The 13958-nt window shown below is 63.3% G+C and carries 11 protein-coding genes; 2 read left to right on the forward strand and 9 right to left on the reverse strand.

What is annotated here, in order from left to right:
* The first annotated feature begins 45 nt into the window (after positions 1-45).
* Positions 46-1137, forward strand: coding sequence for an ABC transporter ATP-binding protein (locus HY57_RS02445; protein WP_019465711.1), 1092 nt, complete (start codon positions 46-48; stop codon positions 1135-1137).
* Positions 1138-1449: 312 nt separating this feature from the next.
* On the opposite strand, the gene HY57_RS21480 is transcribed toward HY57_RS02445, so the two are convergent.
* From HY57_RS21480 to HY57_RS02485, 9 genes are all read right to left on the reverse strand, one after another.
* Positions 1450-2337 (reverse strand): hypothetical protein, encoded by an 888-nt coding sequence (locus HY57_RS21480; protein WP_144240759.1) that lies wholly within the window; start codon positions 2335-2337, stop codon positions 1450-1452.
* A 144-nt stretch (positions 2338-2481) separates the two neighbouring features.
* On the reverse strand, positions 2482-3303 hold the full coding sequence (locus tag HY57_RS02450) for a carbohydrate ABC transporter permease (protein WP_019465712.1): 822 nt from the start codon (positions 3301-3303) through the stop codon (positions 2482-2484).
* Entirely contained in the window at positions 3300-4178 is an 879-nt protein-coding gene (locus HY57_RS02455; RefSeq protein WP_019465713.1) for a carbohydrate ABC transporter permease, read from the reverse strand. Before HY57_RS02455 ends, HY57_RS02450 begins: the two co-directional genes overlap by 4 nt.
* The gene (locus tag HY57_RS02460) at positions 4175-5452 is read right to left on the reverse strand and encodes an extracellular solute-binding protein (RefSeq protein WP_019465714.1); all 1278 of its coding nucleotides are present in this window, start codon (positions 5450-5452) and stop codon (positions 4175-4177) included. The genes HY57_RS02455 and HY57_RS02460 overlap by 4 nt, the downstream gene beginning before the upstream one ends.
* A gap of 36 nt (positions 5453-5488) precedes the next feature.
* Positions 5489-6946: a glucoamylase family protein gene (locus HY57_RS02465; RefSeq protein ID WP_019465715.1), complete on the reverse strand. Its 1458-nt coding sequence runs from the start codon at positions 6944-6946 to the stop codon at positions 5489-5491.
* A gap of 137 nt (positions 6947-7083) precedes the next feature.
* Entirely contained in the window at positions 7084-10110 is a 3027-nt protein-coding gene (locus HY57_RS02470) for a TonB-dependent receptor (protein ID WP_026034003.1), read from the reverse strand.
* 34 nt (positions 10111-10144) lie between these two features.
* A complete protein-coding gene (locus tag HY57_RS02475) occupies positions 10145-11194 on the reverse strand; it encodes a LacI family DNA-binding transcriptional regulator (RefSeq protein ID WP_019465717.1) in 1050 nt (349 codons plus the stop codon).
* Between the two features lie 245 nt (positions 11195-11439).
* Positions 11440-12228 carry a prolyl oligopeptidase family serine peptidase gene (locus HY57_RS02480; protein WP_026034004.1) on the reverse strand — a complete coding sequence of 263 codons (789 nt, stop codon included), beginning with the start codon at positions 12226-12228 and terminating at the stop codon, positions 11440-11442.
* 50 nt (positions 12229-12278) lie between these two features.
* Complete coding sequence (locus HY57_RS02485) at positions 12279-12848, reverse strand: hydrolase (RefSeq protein ID WP_019465719.1); 570 nt, start codon at positions 12846-12848, stop codon at positions 12279-12281.
* A gap of 127 nt (positions 12849-12975) precedes the next feature.
* On the opposite strand from HY57_RS02485, the gene HY57_RS20730 reads away from it, so the two are divergent.
* On the forward strand, positions 12976-13596 hold the full coding sequence (locus HY57_RS20730) for a TetR/AcrR family transcriptional regulator (protein ID WP_200873899.1): 621 nt from the start codon (positions 12976-12978) through the stop codon (positions 13594-13596).
* The last annotated feature ends 362 nt before the right edge of the window (positions 13597-13958 follow it).

Genomic DNA, 13958 nt, shown 5'->3' on the forward strand with positions numbered 1-13958 from the left:
ACGGTGGGCCATGCAGCCGCCGGAACGACAAAGCGAGAGGCGTTGATGGCTACGGTGAGTCTGGATCGCGTCAGCAAGGTGTACCCCAATGGCCACGTCGGTGTGGCCGAGGCAAGCTTCGATATCGCCGATGGCGAGCTGCTGGTGCTGGTGGGCCCCTCGGGCTGCGGCAAGACCACCCTGCTGCGCATGATCGCGGGCCTGGAATCCATTTCCTCCGGCACGCTGAGCATTGGTGGCCGCGTGGTGAACGAGGTGTCGCCGAAGGATCGCGACATTGCCATGGTGTTCCAGAACTACGCGCTGTACCCGCACATGACGGTGGCGGAAAACCTCGCCTTCGGCCTGCGCCTGCGCGGCAAGCCGAAGGCCGAGATCGACGAGCGTATCCGGCAGGCGGCGAAGCAGCTGGAACTGGAACACCGCCTCGATGCGTTGCCGGCGGCATTGTCCGGCGGGCAACGCCAGCGCGTGGCGCTGGGCCGTGCGCTGGTACGCGAACCCAAGGTATTCCTGCTCGACGAGCCGCTGTCCAACCTCGACGCCAAGCTGCGCCTGTCCATGCGCGTTGAAATCGCGCGGCTGCATCGTCAGCTTGGCGCCACCATGATCTACGTGACACACGACCAGGTCGAAGCGATGACCCTGGGCCAACGCATCGTGGTGCTCAACGGTGGGGAGATCCAGCAGATCGATACGCCGATGCGGCTCTACGAAAAGCCCGCAAACCTGTTCGTGGCAGGCTTCCTCGGCTCCCCGGCGATGAACCTGCTGCGCGGGCCACTGCGTCATGGCGATGGCTGGCATCTGGAAACGCCGCAGGGCGAGGTGCAGCTGGGCACGCTGGAAATGCAGGCGCCCGACTTGCTGGGATGGATCGACCGTGACGTGGTGCTCGGCATCCGGCCGGAAGACCTGCGCCCTACCAGCGAAGCGAACGCCACGCTGAGCGCCGCGCTCGAAGTGACCGAGCCGGTCGGCAATGAAATCTTCCTCAACCTGCGCCGCGGCGAACAGACGCTGGTGTCGCGCGTGCCGCCCGGCGCCCTGCCGGATGCCGGCAGCGTGATGCACTTCAAGCTGGCGTCAGATCGCCTGCATATGTTCGATCCAGCCTCAGGCGCTCGCATTGCCTAAACGCCTATAGCGAAGCTACCTGGACTCTCGACAACTGCGCATCCAATCGTCATCCCTGTGTAAGCGGAAAGCACTTTCAACAGCCGGAGGCTGATCATCCTGCGCCTTGACTTTCAACGAGTGCAAAGTCGCTGGATGACCAGCCTCGCTGTTGCAAAGCACCTCCCACGTTCGCGGGAATGACCGCTGCCGAGGCTTAACGAGTTTTGGTGCAACAGCAAAGACCGCAGGAATCAGAGGGATAAGCTTTATTCTGGTCTCTGTTAATCCAAATCGCGGTCGATCATAGGTGGACTGGATGTCCATCGGAGATCAATGCAAAGCGTCAATAGCAGGAGGGGAGGCCGTTGCCCTGCCGACACAGTACGACGCCGTCAGTTGGTTCTGCCCAAAGGCCACAGGTTTGCTCATCGACTTTGTGCCCTCACTGCATTCCTTTGCTACGTCATGGGGACGGCAATCGCCCCGACGGCAATTCCATGCTGCCCCGCCCGTGTATTGCAGTGAAATGCTCAGGACGGTGCGGTCGTTCTGGATCAAGTGGTTCGACAAGCTATTGTCGCCTGCATTGAAGTCGGAATGACCTAAACCCGTCAGAAGAAAGAGCGTCGCTTCTCTATCAAGATGATTACGCGTCAGGTAGTCACGGATCCAAGCAGCCGATTCTGGCCCAAACGCTTCTTTCCCTGTTACTCGGATGTCGAATCCAAAAATTCGGTATTCAGGAACTCCTGAACGAAGAAGCGATGAAATAAGTCTTAGGTTCGCCAGACTTGCACGCCCATCTTTGGCATGAAGCCAAAACGCCGATCGCTCCAGCGCCCCCCTGTCACCTGTCTTGGCATAGACAATCGCCTGTCGCACTGCTTCATCAGGCAGTTCTAGGCCGATGACAACGTCCCTTCGCTCACCAGCGCCTTTGCAGACCAATGAAAACAACACCGAGCTCGCTTCATTGGTTCCGTGCAACTCACCAAGCACGAACACCTTCCGGTTCCCGCCGACGCGATCCAAATATGACCCGACATTAGGGGAAGATGAGCATCGATACGGATCCGGAACAAATGCAGAGCCGGGTTGGAAGTTAGTCCCAGCATTGAGTGACATTGCCAGCGACGATGAAAAAATCAATGCAGATAGTGCGATACGCTTCGCGTCCAGCACTTCCTGTCTGAACAATCGCCTCTCTACCACCGTCATATCCCTGACAGCCTCCATGGCAGGCAATTAATCACATCGCAAGCTATTGCGTCAATCGAAAGAAATGATTCAAAAAGCGTCGGATGCTGCCTGCGCGTAGTGGATATTCGCCTACACGTGCGTCGAGCGCGCTCAAGTATCGAGCTAACCCTTCACGCTGCCCAGCAACAACCCCTCGATGTAATAGCGCTGCATGGCGAGGAACAGTGCCAGTACGGGGATCACCGTGACCACCGAGCCCGCCATCATCAGCTCGCTGTCGGTGGCGTGTTCGCGTGCCAGCGATGCTAGGCCTAGCGGCAGGGTGTAGTGCTCCTGCCCGGTCAGTGCGATCAATGGCCACATAAAGTCGTTCCACGCGGTGAGGAAGGTGAAGATGGCCAGCGTCACCATGACGGGCTTGAGCAGCGGCAGCACGATCTGGCCGAAGATGCGCCACTCGCTTGCGCCATCGATGCGTGCGGCTTCCAGCAATTCGTCCGGGATGCCGCGTGCGTACTGGCGCACCAGAAAGATGCCGAAGGCGGTGGCCGCCGCCGGCAACACCACGGCGGCATAGCTGTTCACCAGCCCCGCATATTTCAGCATCAGGAACAGCGGCAGCATGGCGACCTGTGCCGGTATCACCAGCATGCCGAGCAGCAGGCGGAACAGGCGCTCTCGCCCGGCGAAGCGCAGCTTGGCGAACGCGTAGCCCGCCATCAGGTTGAAGGCCAGCGAGAGCACGGTGATAGCGGTGGAAATGGCAAAGCTGTTGAACAGGTAACGGCCGACGCCCGCGCGCAGGAACAGCACGTCGTAGTTGTGCCAGCTGGCATGCGCGGGCCACAGCGGTGGCGGCAGGCTGCTCGCCTCGCCCGGACGCATGAAGGAGACGGCGACCATCCATAGCAACGGAAACACGGCCACCAGCGTGCCGCCGATCAACAAGCCATGGATCACCGCCCTGGCAACGCGCGGACTCATGCGGCCTCCCCGCGACGCCCCACGCGCAGCATGAGCCCGGTGACGGCGAACATGATCACGAACAGCAGGAACGCCACTGCCGAGGCGGTGCCGAAGTTCCACCATTTGAAGCCTTCGTTGTACATCAGGTAGAGCACGCTGGTGGTGCTCTGCAGCGGGCCGCCTTCGGTCATCACGTAGGGTTCGGCGAACAGCTGGAAATAGCCCGACACGGTGAGGATGGCCACCATCAGCAGCGTGGGACGGAGCATGGGCAGGGTGATGTGCCGGAACTGCTGCACCACCGACGCGCCATCGATGCGCGCGGCCTCGTACAAATCACCCGGAATGGCCTGCAACCCGGCCAGCAGGATGATCATGTTGTAGCCGAAGTTTTTCCACACCGCGAACAGGATGATCGCCGGCATGGCCCAGTGGGGATCACCCAGCCAGTCCACTGGATGGATCCCCACCAGGCCGAGCACGTAGTTCAACAGCCCGTACTTGGTGTTGAAGATGTAACGCCACACCACCGCCACGGCGACCACCGTGGTGACCACGGGCGCGAACAGCGCGGTGCGGAAAAAGGTTTTGCCTCGCACCCATGGCGAGTTGAGCAGCAGCGCGGCGCCCAGCGACACCAGGATGGACAGCGGCACGCCCACCACCACGAAGTAGAACGTGTGTCCTAATGCAGACCAGAATTTCGGCTGATGCAGCAGATCCCAGTAATTGTGGAGCGCGACAAAACGCAGGTGACGAATATCCGCCAGCGCATAGAGGTCGTAGTCGGTCAGGCTGAGGCCGAACGCCGCGATCACCGGCAGCAGGAAGAAGATGCCCAGCACCAGCAGCGCAGGCGCGAGGAACCCCCAGGCGGCGTGTTGGCGGTTCATGGCGATGCCTGCGCAATATGGGAATGATCGAGTATCCAGCGCCGCTTCTCCAGGATGCGGTCGGCGCGGCGATCCATTTCTGCGGCCGCTTCATCCACGGTCAGCTCGCCGGCCACCGCCTGCGCGGCGACCAGCTGCATCTCATTGGCGATGCGCTCCCACTCCGGCACGGCCGGCGAGGGCTTCAGGTGTTCCAGCTGCTCGCGGAAGGCCTGCACTTTGGGATCATCGCGCAGGCTTCCGCCATCCCAAGCGCTACGGCGCGCAGGCATGTTGCCGAGCAGGTCGTAGAAGCGCTGCTGCACGTCGGGCCGCGAGAGGTACTCGATCAAGGCCCATGCTTCGTCCTTGTGCACGGAACGCCGGAACACCACGAGGCTGGAGCCACCCGCCGCGCCCACGCCGGGGCCGTCGGGCCCGGGAAGCGGCGCGGTCGCCCATAGGCCCTCTCGATCGGCAGGCAGGCGCTGGCGGAATTCGCCGATGTTCCACGGGCCGGAGAAATAGAACGCATAAACGCCGCGACCGAATTCCTCCCACGGATTACCCGCCTCCACATTGGTGATGGCCGGCGCCTGCCGCAGGCGGAAGGTATCCACGTAGAAGGTCAGTGCGCGCTTGAATCCCGCGCTGCGAAAATTGCCGTAGCGTCCACCGTCGCGCAGCATGGTCTCGGGTTGCTGCAGCGCCAGCGACATCAGCTGTTCGTACTCGTTGGTGGGCAACAGGATGCCGTAGGTACCCTGCCCAGGATGGCTGAGCGCCGCCAGCATGCTCCGCCATTGCGCCCAGGTCCGCGGTGGCTGGTCGAAGCCAGCGGCCTTGAGCAGGTCGCGGCGATAAAACAGCAAGCGCGTGTCGACGTACCACGGCACGCCGTAGAACACGCCGTCGATCCGGTTGATCGACCAAATGGACGCGAAATAGTCGTCGGGCTTGATCACCGCCGACCGGTCCACGCGTGACTGCAAGGGTTCCAGCGCATTCAGCGCCGCGAACTCCGGCAGCCAGGTGTTGCCGAGCTGGGTAAGGTCCGGCGTGGAGTCACCGGCGAAGGCGGTGAGCAGCTTCTGGTGCGCCGCGGAGAGCGGCATCTGCTGCACTTTCACCTTAATGTCCGGGTGCTCGCGCTCGAACTCTGGCAGGAGCTTTACCACCGCCTCGCCTTCGCGGCCGATGGTCCAGAAGGTCAAGGTGTGCGCATCACGCGACGACGAGCACCCCGCCAGCAACAGTGCCGCCACGGCCAGCAGGCGAAGCGCCCACGGGCCCATGGCGACACGGATGCGGGGTGAAGGCTCAGGCATCGCTCACTGCTTCTTGTCGTCCAGCCAGCCACCGGTGAAACCGGCGCGCTGAAGGCCTTTGACGATGTACGGGTTCGAGCGCATCACCTTCCACACGAAGCCGCTGCGCCAGTTTTCGATCATCAGCACGATGGGGCCCTGGTCGATGCCGATCTGCTTGTCGTCGGCCCAGCCCATGCCCTTCACCACGCGCCCCTCCTTCGGTACGGTGCCCGTGCCGTAGCTGGGGTTGAAGGCATCGACGAAACCGTATTTGCCATAGATGGCGCTACCGTAGCGCTTCTTCATCTCCAGCAGCGCGGGCACCACGATTTCCGGCGCGAACGCGATGGAGCCGCCGGCGGCGGTCGGGGCGATGGTACCGTCATCGGAGATGTAGTCGAGGCCCGCGCCGCGTGCGGTGTAGCCGTAGAAGGCACGCGTGCTGCCGTCGTCGCGCTTCACCACGGCATCGCCGGGGCCGTTGCAGGCAGTAAGGCCCCAGACGTTTTCGCCATAGCCTTCCCAATGGTTGGGGTTGGCGATGGCATAGGAACGCTGGGCGTAGGTGGCCTCGCGGCTGTTCTGGAAGTAATCGGTGTGGTGGTCGCGGCTCCAGGCATCCTGGATGCCGCGGAAGTCGATCCAGGTCTGGCTGTACTGGTGTCCGAACAGCGGCGCGAAGTTGAGGAAGGTGCGGCCTTGGAACTCGCCCCACTGCTTCGGATAGGTGCTGGCCCACGCCTGCCACGCATCATCGCTCACCGGATGCGTGGGCGAGCCCATGGCCAGTACATACACCAGCATGCCTTCGTCGTAACCGGCCCAGTTGGCGGGAATGAACTGACCACCCGGCGTCCAGCCCATGCTGATCAACGGCGCCTTCGGCTGCATCCAGGTCCAGTCGACGCGGCGATAGATGGCGTCAGCCAGGGTGCGAATCTGCTTTTCCTTCGCGTTGTGGCGATCGAAATAGCTCTGCGAGAACAGCACGCCGCCGAGCAGCAGCGTGGTGTCCACGCTGGATAGCTCGATGGAACGCTGGTAGCGCTTGCCGGTCTTCATGTCGAGGAAGTGATAGAAGAAACCGTGGTAACCGGTGGCGCCGTCTTCGCTGTCATCCTGCGCGGCATCGTTGAAAAAACGCAGCGTGGCCAGGGTGCGGTCCACCGCCTGCTCGCGCGTCACGTAGCCACGCTCCACGCCCACGCCGTAGGCGGTGAGCGCGAAACCCACTGAGGCGATGCTGGAGAACGACTCGCCGGGCCAGTGATCCGGCACCAGGCCGGTGGCCGGGTCCGCGCTGTCCCAGAACCACTGGAAGGTGCGCTGCTCCAGTTCGTCGATGGCGGCGCGCTGGTCCTTGGGCAGGGCCGCGTACTTCAGCGACGGCGCTGCATCGGTGGCCGGTGCCGCGATCGCGATGCCGGTCGCCAGCGTCATGGCACCCGCAAGCAAGGCACGAAGGATTTGTTTGCGCATGATCAAGTCTCCTTTGAACCCGCCCAATATCTCAACGTGGATAGCGTGGAGGCGTTGGGCAAGCTCTCAAAGAGAGGCCCGCAACACGCGGGCCTCGTGAAATGCCATCGTCCTGACGGCTTGGGGGGGGGTGCCACTTAGAAATTGATGCCCGCGGTGACCTTGAGGGTACGCGGGTAACCCGTGATGTCGCCCACCGGGTTGTAGATGACGGCGCGACTGTTCAGCACGCCGTTGCTACCCCAGTTCTCGACATATTCCTTGTAGTTGTTCCAATTGAACGCATTGAGCAGGTCGATGCGCACGTAACCGTTGAAATTGCCCCAGATCTTGAAGTTCTTGGTGGCCTGCAGGTCCAGGTCGCGGTAACCGAACACCTTGCCACCCACCAGGAAACGGCCCTCGCCCGGCGGGCGGATCGACACGGACTGACAGCCCGCGCCGTTGACGCTGCCGTTTTCCACACCCGTGGCAGGCAGACCGTAGCAGGCCAGGTTGAGGTCGGGGATCGGCGTGGCGAGCGTCAGCTTGGCGCCGAAGACGAAGCCCCACGGACCATCCAGCGAACCGGTCGCGACCAGTCGATGCTTGGCCACGCCCGCATTGGTGAATGGGTAGCTGCCGATCTTCGAGAAGTCGAACGCGTACTGGTCGGTGGGATCGTTGTTGTCGTTGTTCTGCACGGCGTTCGTGTAGGTATACGCGAACGATGCGCTCCAGTGCGAATCCACCGTGTACGGCTTCTCGGCCGAGATCAGGAACTGGTTGGTCTTGGTCTTCAGGCCGCTGTTGCCGATGATCAGGCTGCCGTAGCCAGGGATGCCATAGCTCCACGGCTGGCTGCCGTTCTTCCAGAAGCTGCCGTCCGGATAGCGGTTGCCGAGCGTATACACGATGCCGTCGTGGCTCTTGATGTTCACAAAGGCCACGCTGGTGTTCCACTCGCCGATCTTGTTGCGCATGCCGATGCTCAGCTGATCGGAGTACGGCGCCTTCAGGTTGTTGTTGACCATGTCCACTTCCTTGCCCGCGTTGCTGTTGGCAACCAGCGCCTGCAGGGCAGGAATACTCAGATAGGCCGGATTCCAGGCCAGGCAGGTGGGACCCGCCGCGCACGGCACCAGCGGCGTGTTGAAGAACAGCGTGGGCTGCGACAACACCGACTTGGTCTGCTCCACCTGCAGCGATTCGTACAGGTTGCGGTCGTAGGACCGGCCCCAGCCGCCGAAGATCACGTGTTCTTCGTCACCGAACAGGTCGTTGGAGAAACCGATGCGTGGCTGGATCTCGTTCTTCTTTGCCTTGCGATTGTTGCCGGTGCTGATGTAGTCGTTGATGTTCACGCCGCCCTTGGCGAGCGTCTGCGCATAGGTCTGGCCGGCGGGCGCGTTCGGATCCTGCGAGTTGAACGCGGCGACGACACCGGCCGGCGTTACATAGTTGAGGTACGAAGGCGTTTCCTCGTAATCCCAGCGCACGCCCAGGTTGAACGTCCAGTGGTCGTCCACCTGCCAGTCGTCCTGGATGTAGGTGCCGAACTGTTTGTCGCGGCTGGTCGCCACCGGGCTCTGGCCCGGCGTCGGGTTGCCGAATTGCACCTTGTACGGCATGGACTCGGTGCCATTCGGACCTACCGCGTAGGTATACAGCGCGTTGGTGTCGCCCGCGTCCTGCGCGGTGAGCTTCACCGACTTGAACTTCACGCCCATCTTGATGACGTGGTCGCCGTGCCACTGCACGTCGTTGAGGGTGAAGTCGTCGGAGATCGCCGGACCCTTCTGGCCCTTGTTCTGGAACGACAGCGGCGAGGAGCCATCGTTGATGATCAACTGATTCTGGTTGTTGTACTGCGCGTAGGCCGCGCCATAACCGGTTTCGATGGGCGAGGGGTTGTAGACCGCATCCTCGTAGGTGGCCTGCAGGCGGTTGAACCAGCTATCGGTGCTGTGATCCCAGCGGATGTCGAAGCGCTTGTCGGTATTGTGCGTATTGAGCGCCGAGTTGGCCGTGCTGTTGCTGCCGATGCCGCTGATTGCGTTTTCGTTGCGGTACTTGCCGCTCACTTCGATGCGATCGCGATCAGTCGGCTCCCAGTCCACCTTGCCGAACCAGTTGTTTTCCTTGAACGGCAGGTTGGCCGGGCCAAACTCGTTCTGCACGCTCTGCGGCAGCTTGGGCCACAAGGTGGAATCGCCCTGCGGCGACACAGCGATGGGGCTGTTGAATTCCTTGCCTTCATAGGCGATGTAGAAGTGCGCCTGATCCTTGAGGATGGGGCCGCCGAAATCGAAGCCGTAATCCTTCTCGTGCGAGGCGGCCTTCTTGGCGTCGGCGACTTCCGATGGCGTCTTCGCGCGCATCGCGGTGTTGGTGAAGCTGCCGAACACATCGCCGTGGAACTCGTTGGTGCCCGACTTGGTTTCGGCCGTCACCGCCGCGCTGGAAAGCTGGTCGTACTCCGCCTTGTAGTTGGAGGTGATGACCTTGTACTCGGCGATGGCCAGCTGCGGGAACGGGTTGCCCTGGCTGTTGTTCTGGCCGGTGACGCCGCCGGGCAGCACGTAGTTCTTCTGGCCCACGCCGTCGATGTAGACGTTGATGTTGGAACTGGCCTGCGCACCCGAGCGCAGGCTGGTGTTGCCGTTGGAGTCACGCGTGAACACCATGCCGGGCACGGTGTCGGCGAACTCCAGGAAGTTGCGCGACGCGGCCGGCGTGGTTTCGATCTGGCGCAGGGACACCAGCGAGCCCACTTCGGAGGTCTTCACCTCCTGCAGCGTGGTGGCCGATACGGAAATGGTGCCCAGCTCCTTCGCGTTGGCTTCGGCCGGCGTGGCGGCGGCGGCCTGCTGCGGCGTCAGGTTCAGCGTGAACACCGAGGCCACCGTCACGGTGACCGTGCGCTCCGTGCCCGGACCAGCATTCACTTGATAGGTGCCCGGCGGCAGCCCCACCAGCGCGTAGCTGCCGCCCTTGTCGGTATGGGTGCGACGGGTGGCACCGGTGGCCGTGTTCTTGGCGACCACATCCACATCCGCAGGGCCCTGGCCGCGAATGGTCGCGTCTGAGGATTGCGCCCACGTGATCGCCGGTACCGAAGAAGCCATGGCGAGGCCGATGGCGACAGCTAGTAAACGTTTACTTTTCTGGCGTTGAATAGTCATATGGATCTCCCCTCCCTCCCACAAAGGCCGCCGCTCAGACGAGCGCCGGAGGATGTTTCGTTGCAACGTTGGTGTGCTGGGCGCCACACGACTCGCGTGCGACCACGTCGCAACGGAGGGTGCGGGTATGCGGGCCGTCGATGTGGCCCTTGCCTTCCATGAGCTCGGTGAGCAGGAGCAAGGCGCTCCTGCCCAGGTCCGCAATGCTGACGCTCACGGTACTGAGCGAAGGCGTGACGTACCGTGCGATGAGAATGTCGTCGAAGCCCGCCAGGGCGATGTCTTCCGGCACGCGGATGCCGGCTTCCTTGAAGGCGTAGAGGCAGCCCACCGCCATCATGTCGTTGGCGGCGAACACGGCGCGCGGCCGGTGCGCCTGCGCGAGCAGTTCGCGGCCGGCGCGGTAACCCGATTCCTCGGTGAATTCGCCGGCCACGATGTTGAGCGGCACCGTCGGCGCGTGCTCACCCATGGCCGCGCGGTAACCCTTTTCGCGCTCCTGCGCGTCGTAGTTGCCGGCCGGGCCGTTGATGAAGGCCACCGACGCATGGCCGGCATCCAGCAGGTGCTTCACCATCGCCTGGGCGCCAGCGACGTTGTCGATGTTGATCGACGGGTAGCGCGGGTTGTCGACCGGGCTGTCCAGCAGCACCGCCGGCAGATCCGTCGGCATGTTGTGCTCGAGAAACGCGCCGTCGACGAACTGGGAAAGAATGATCATGCCGTCCACGCGGCCGCGCATGGTGCGCACGGCCGCGGCGGCGTCTTCCACGCCGTCGTGCGAGCTGGACACCAGCAGGTGCAGGCCACGGGCACGCGCGGCCAGGTCGATGCCGCGGATCAGCTCCGAGAAGAACTCGCCGTAAAGATCGGGCAGCACCGCGCCGATGGTGTGGGTGCGGCCAGTGATGAGGCTGCGCGCCGCGCTGTCGGGTACGTAGTGCAGGCGGGCCGCCGCCTTGCGCACGGCGGCCTGGGTTTCAGCCGTGACACCGCCCAGTCCGTTGAGCACACGCGACACCGAGGCGATCGAGACCTTCGCCTCGCGCGCCACATCCTTGATGGTGGCCTTCTTGGTGGTCACATCGTCTCCCCGGACACGGCAGTAGAGGGTTCCCTCCGCGCGTTGCGGCGGAACGTAAACGTTTTCATCGAAACTTGTAAAGTCACGATATCAGACGTTTTCCGCTGCAACGCAAAAGTTCCAGCCCAGGAAAACCCGGGATAGGGGCACCAACCCGCGCCGCTATGGCGCAGCCGGCGATACGGCATCGCAACATCGATCGCTAAATTTCCGGTAGGGAACCAGACATGCTTGTGAAGCGGGTGTCAGCCGGCAGCACCTGTGCGGTGCGAAAACACCCAAGGCCACAATTCGGATGTGTCATACGCAGGCACCCACGAGCCATGGCCGACGCCGGGGAACTCGGTATAGCGGACCGGATCGCCCACCTTGAGCAGCGCCTTGTTCATGCCCCGCGATTCGTCGGGCGGCACCTGGTCGTCGATGGCGCCGTGGAAGATCCACGTCGGCATCGGCTTCACCCGGTTGGCGACCCATGCAAACGGGTCGACACCGTCGGGGACGCCGTACACCTTCAGTTCCGGCATGTCGTCCAGCGAGCGGATGCCGCCGCAGATCACCACGGCGGCGGCGAACAGGCCCGGGTGATCCACCGCCAGCTGCCACGCGCCGTATCCGCCCATGGAAAGTCCGGTGACGTAAAGCCGCGTGCGATCGCCGTGATAGGCCTCGATGCTCTGCTTCAGCGCGGCCATGGCGGCGCGCTCCACCTCGCCGCTCCACACGGTGTTCTCGGGCGCCTGCGGGGCCACCACCACGGCGGGGAAATCGTCGCCGTGTGCCTTCAGCCACGGCGGCAGGCCCTGCCGCAGCTGGGCCTGGTTGTCATGGCCGCGTTCGCCGCTGCCGTGCAGGAACAGCACCACCGGCCATGCGCGATCCGCCGACCAGCCGTGCGGCACGAACACCTGGAAAGCATAGCGATGGCCATCCACCGTCACCTCGCTGGCGACGAAGTGCGCCTCGCCGGCATGGGCCGTCGATGCGCCGGCCATCCACAGGGCCGCAGCCCACCCGAGGTGTTTCGTCGCCATGCCACTCTCCCGCGTGTTGGTTGGCGGGAGAGTAGCGAGCCGGCGCCGGGTCAGGCCAGCGCCGCCAATACCTGTTCGGTGGAACGCACCCGCCCAAGGCGGGGAAAGATGTTCTGCACGGCGAAGCGGTGATGGTCGGCGTGGGTGGAGCTCATGGCGTCCTCGACCAGCACCTGGTGGAAGCCCAGCTCCAGGGCCTGCCGAGCGGTGGATTCCACGCCGATGTTGGTGGACACGCCGCCCAGCACAATGTGGGTGATGCCACGGCGACGCAGCTGCAGCTCCAGTTCGGTGCCGTAGAACGCACCCCACTGGCGCTTGGTGATGTGAATGTCGCCGTCGGCCGCGCTCAGTTCGTCGGCGTATTCCCACCAGTTGGCCGGAAGGGTCATGTTGCGCGGGGCCTCGTCGGCCTGCGGGCGCAGCATGTCGGCGCCATCGGCGGACCAGCCCACGCGGACCAGCGCCACGGGTGCGCCCAGTTCGCGGAACCGAGCGGCGAGGCGACCAGCGCGTGCATTGACCTCGCCACTGGTATGGGGGCCGCCGGCAAACGCGGCGATGCCTTTCTGCAGATCGATAAGGACCAGGGCGGTCGTACGGGGATCCAACTTTTCCATCGTAAACTCCAGGGATATGCCGTGATCGAGTAGGCAACAGCGTAGAATCGGCGACATTCATGCAGCGCCGAAAGGCCTGCCGGAAAAACCTTTATGTGAGGATAGCCTCACATTGGAGTTTATGAGGATGTCCTCACAAAATACAAGCCAGGGGGGACGTGCGCCCAGCCGTCGCCGTGGCCATGAGCGCGTGGCGGCCCTGCTTTCGGCGGCGTCGGACTGTTTCGTCGAAAAGGGTTTCGACGCCACCACCATGACCGAGATCGCCGCCCGCGCCGGCGCCTCCATCGGCTCGCTCTACCAGTTCTTCCCCACCAAGGAGGCCCTGGCCGAGGCGCTGATCACCAGCCACGCCAACGGCCTGAACGAGCACATGGAGCAGCTGGTCGCGCAGACCGCCGGCTGGACCACCGAGGAACTGGCGGCGCGCCTGCTGCGCACCTTCGCCGACTACCGCAAGCAGCACCCGTCCTTCGTTGCCCTGGTTGAAGTGGCCGGCCCTCTGCCCTCCATGCTGGGTCGCACCATTCGCCAGCGCATGCGGGATTACCTGAGCCAGATCCTTGCGATTCATGCGCCCGGCATTCCCGCGGGCGAGCTGCGCCCCGCCGCGATGGTGGTACAGCAGTTGATGAAGGCCGCCGTTGCACTGGACGGCGAGCAACCTGCCAGCCTGCGAAAAGCCGCGCAAAACCAGCTGCAGCAAGCCCTTTCGCTGTATCTGAAAGACCTCGCATCGCAGCGTTGATCGCCGCGCCCCTCGCGCGCGTGCCATGCACGCGCGAGCTGTTCGGCCATCTGGACGTCCGAATGTGCCGGGCGACACGCGACTGTAAAATTTTCAAAAGAAACTGTTGACAACCCCTCGGACCGGCCGTTAGGGTCGGTTGCATGTCGCAGCGCAACAGCCACGAACGCATAGCCGAACCGATTGGTCCCCCGACCATCGACGGCGCGCTGCGCCTTCGCAACAACCTCCTTCTTGCCCTTGTACTCGTACTCCTTATTACCAACGGAGGTGCGGGCTGAGGGCGTGTGTCCAGGTAAAGCAGAACTAACCTAGATACCACCAACAAACCCCGCACCCGGTAACGGATGCGGGGTTTTTTG

This window comes from Dyella japonica A8 (assembly GCF_000725385.1).
Taxonomy (GTDB): Bacteria; Pseudomonadota; Gammaproteobacteria; order Xanthomonadales; family Rhodanobacteraceae; genus Dyella; species Dyella japonica_C.

Bases quoted from the DNA above. Each gene is read 5' to 3' on its own strand.
- HY57_RS02465 (WP_019465715.1), bottom strand. From the start codon at position 6,946: ATGCGCAAACAAATCCTTCGTGCCTTGCTTGCGGGTGCCATGACGCTG.
- HY57_RS20730 (WP_200873899.1), top strand. From the start codon at position 12,976: ATGTCCTCACAAAATACAAGCCAGGGGGGACGTGCGCCCAGCCGTCGC.
- HY57_RS02445 (WP_019465711.1), top strand. From the start codon at position 46: ATGGCTACGGTGAGTCTGGATCGCGTCAGCAAGGTGTACCCCAATGGC.
- HY57_RS02450 (WP_019465712.1), bottom strand. From the start codon at position 3,303: ATGAGTCCGCGCGTTGCCAGGGCGGTGATCCATGGCTTGTTGATCGGC.
- HY57_RS02470 (WP_026034003.1), bottom strand. From the start codon at position 10,110: ATGACTATTCAACGCCAGAAAAGTAAACGTTTACTAGCTGTCGCCATC.
- HY57_RS02485 (WP_019465719.1), bottom strand. From the start codon at position 12,848: ATGGAAAAGTTGGATCCCCGTACGACCGCCCTGGTCCTTATCGATCTG.
- HY57_RS21480 (WP_144240759.1), bottom strand. From the start codon at position 2,337: ATGACGGTGGTAGAGAGGCGATTGTTCAGACAGGAAGTGCTGGACGCG.
- HY57_RS02480 (WP_026034004.1), bottom strand. From the start codon at position 12,228: ATGGCGACGAAACACCTCGGGTGGGCTGCGGCCCTGTGGATGGCCGGC.
- HY57_RS02460 (WP_019465714.1), bottom strand. From the start codon at position 5,452: ATGGGCCCGTGGGCGCTTCGCCTGCTGGCCGTGGCGGCACTGTTGCTG.
- HY57_RS02455 (WP_019465713.1), bottom strand. From the start codon at position 4,178: ATGAACCGCCAACACGCCGCCTGGGGGTTCCTCGCGCCTGCGCTGCTG.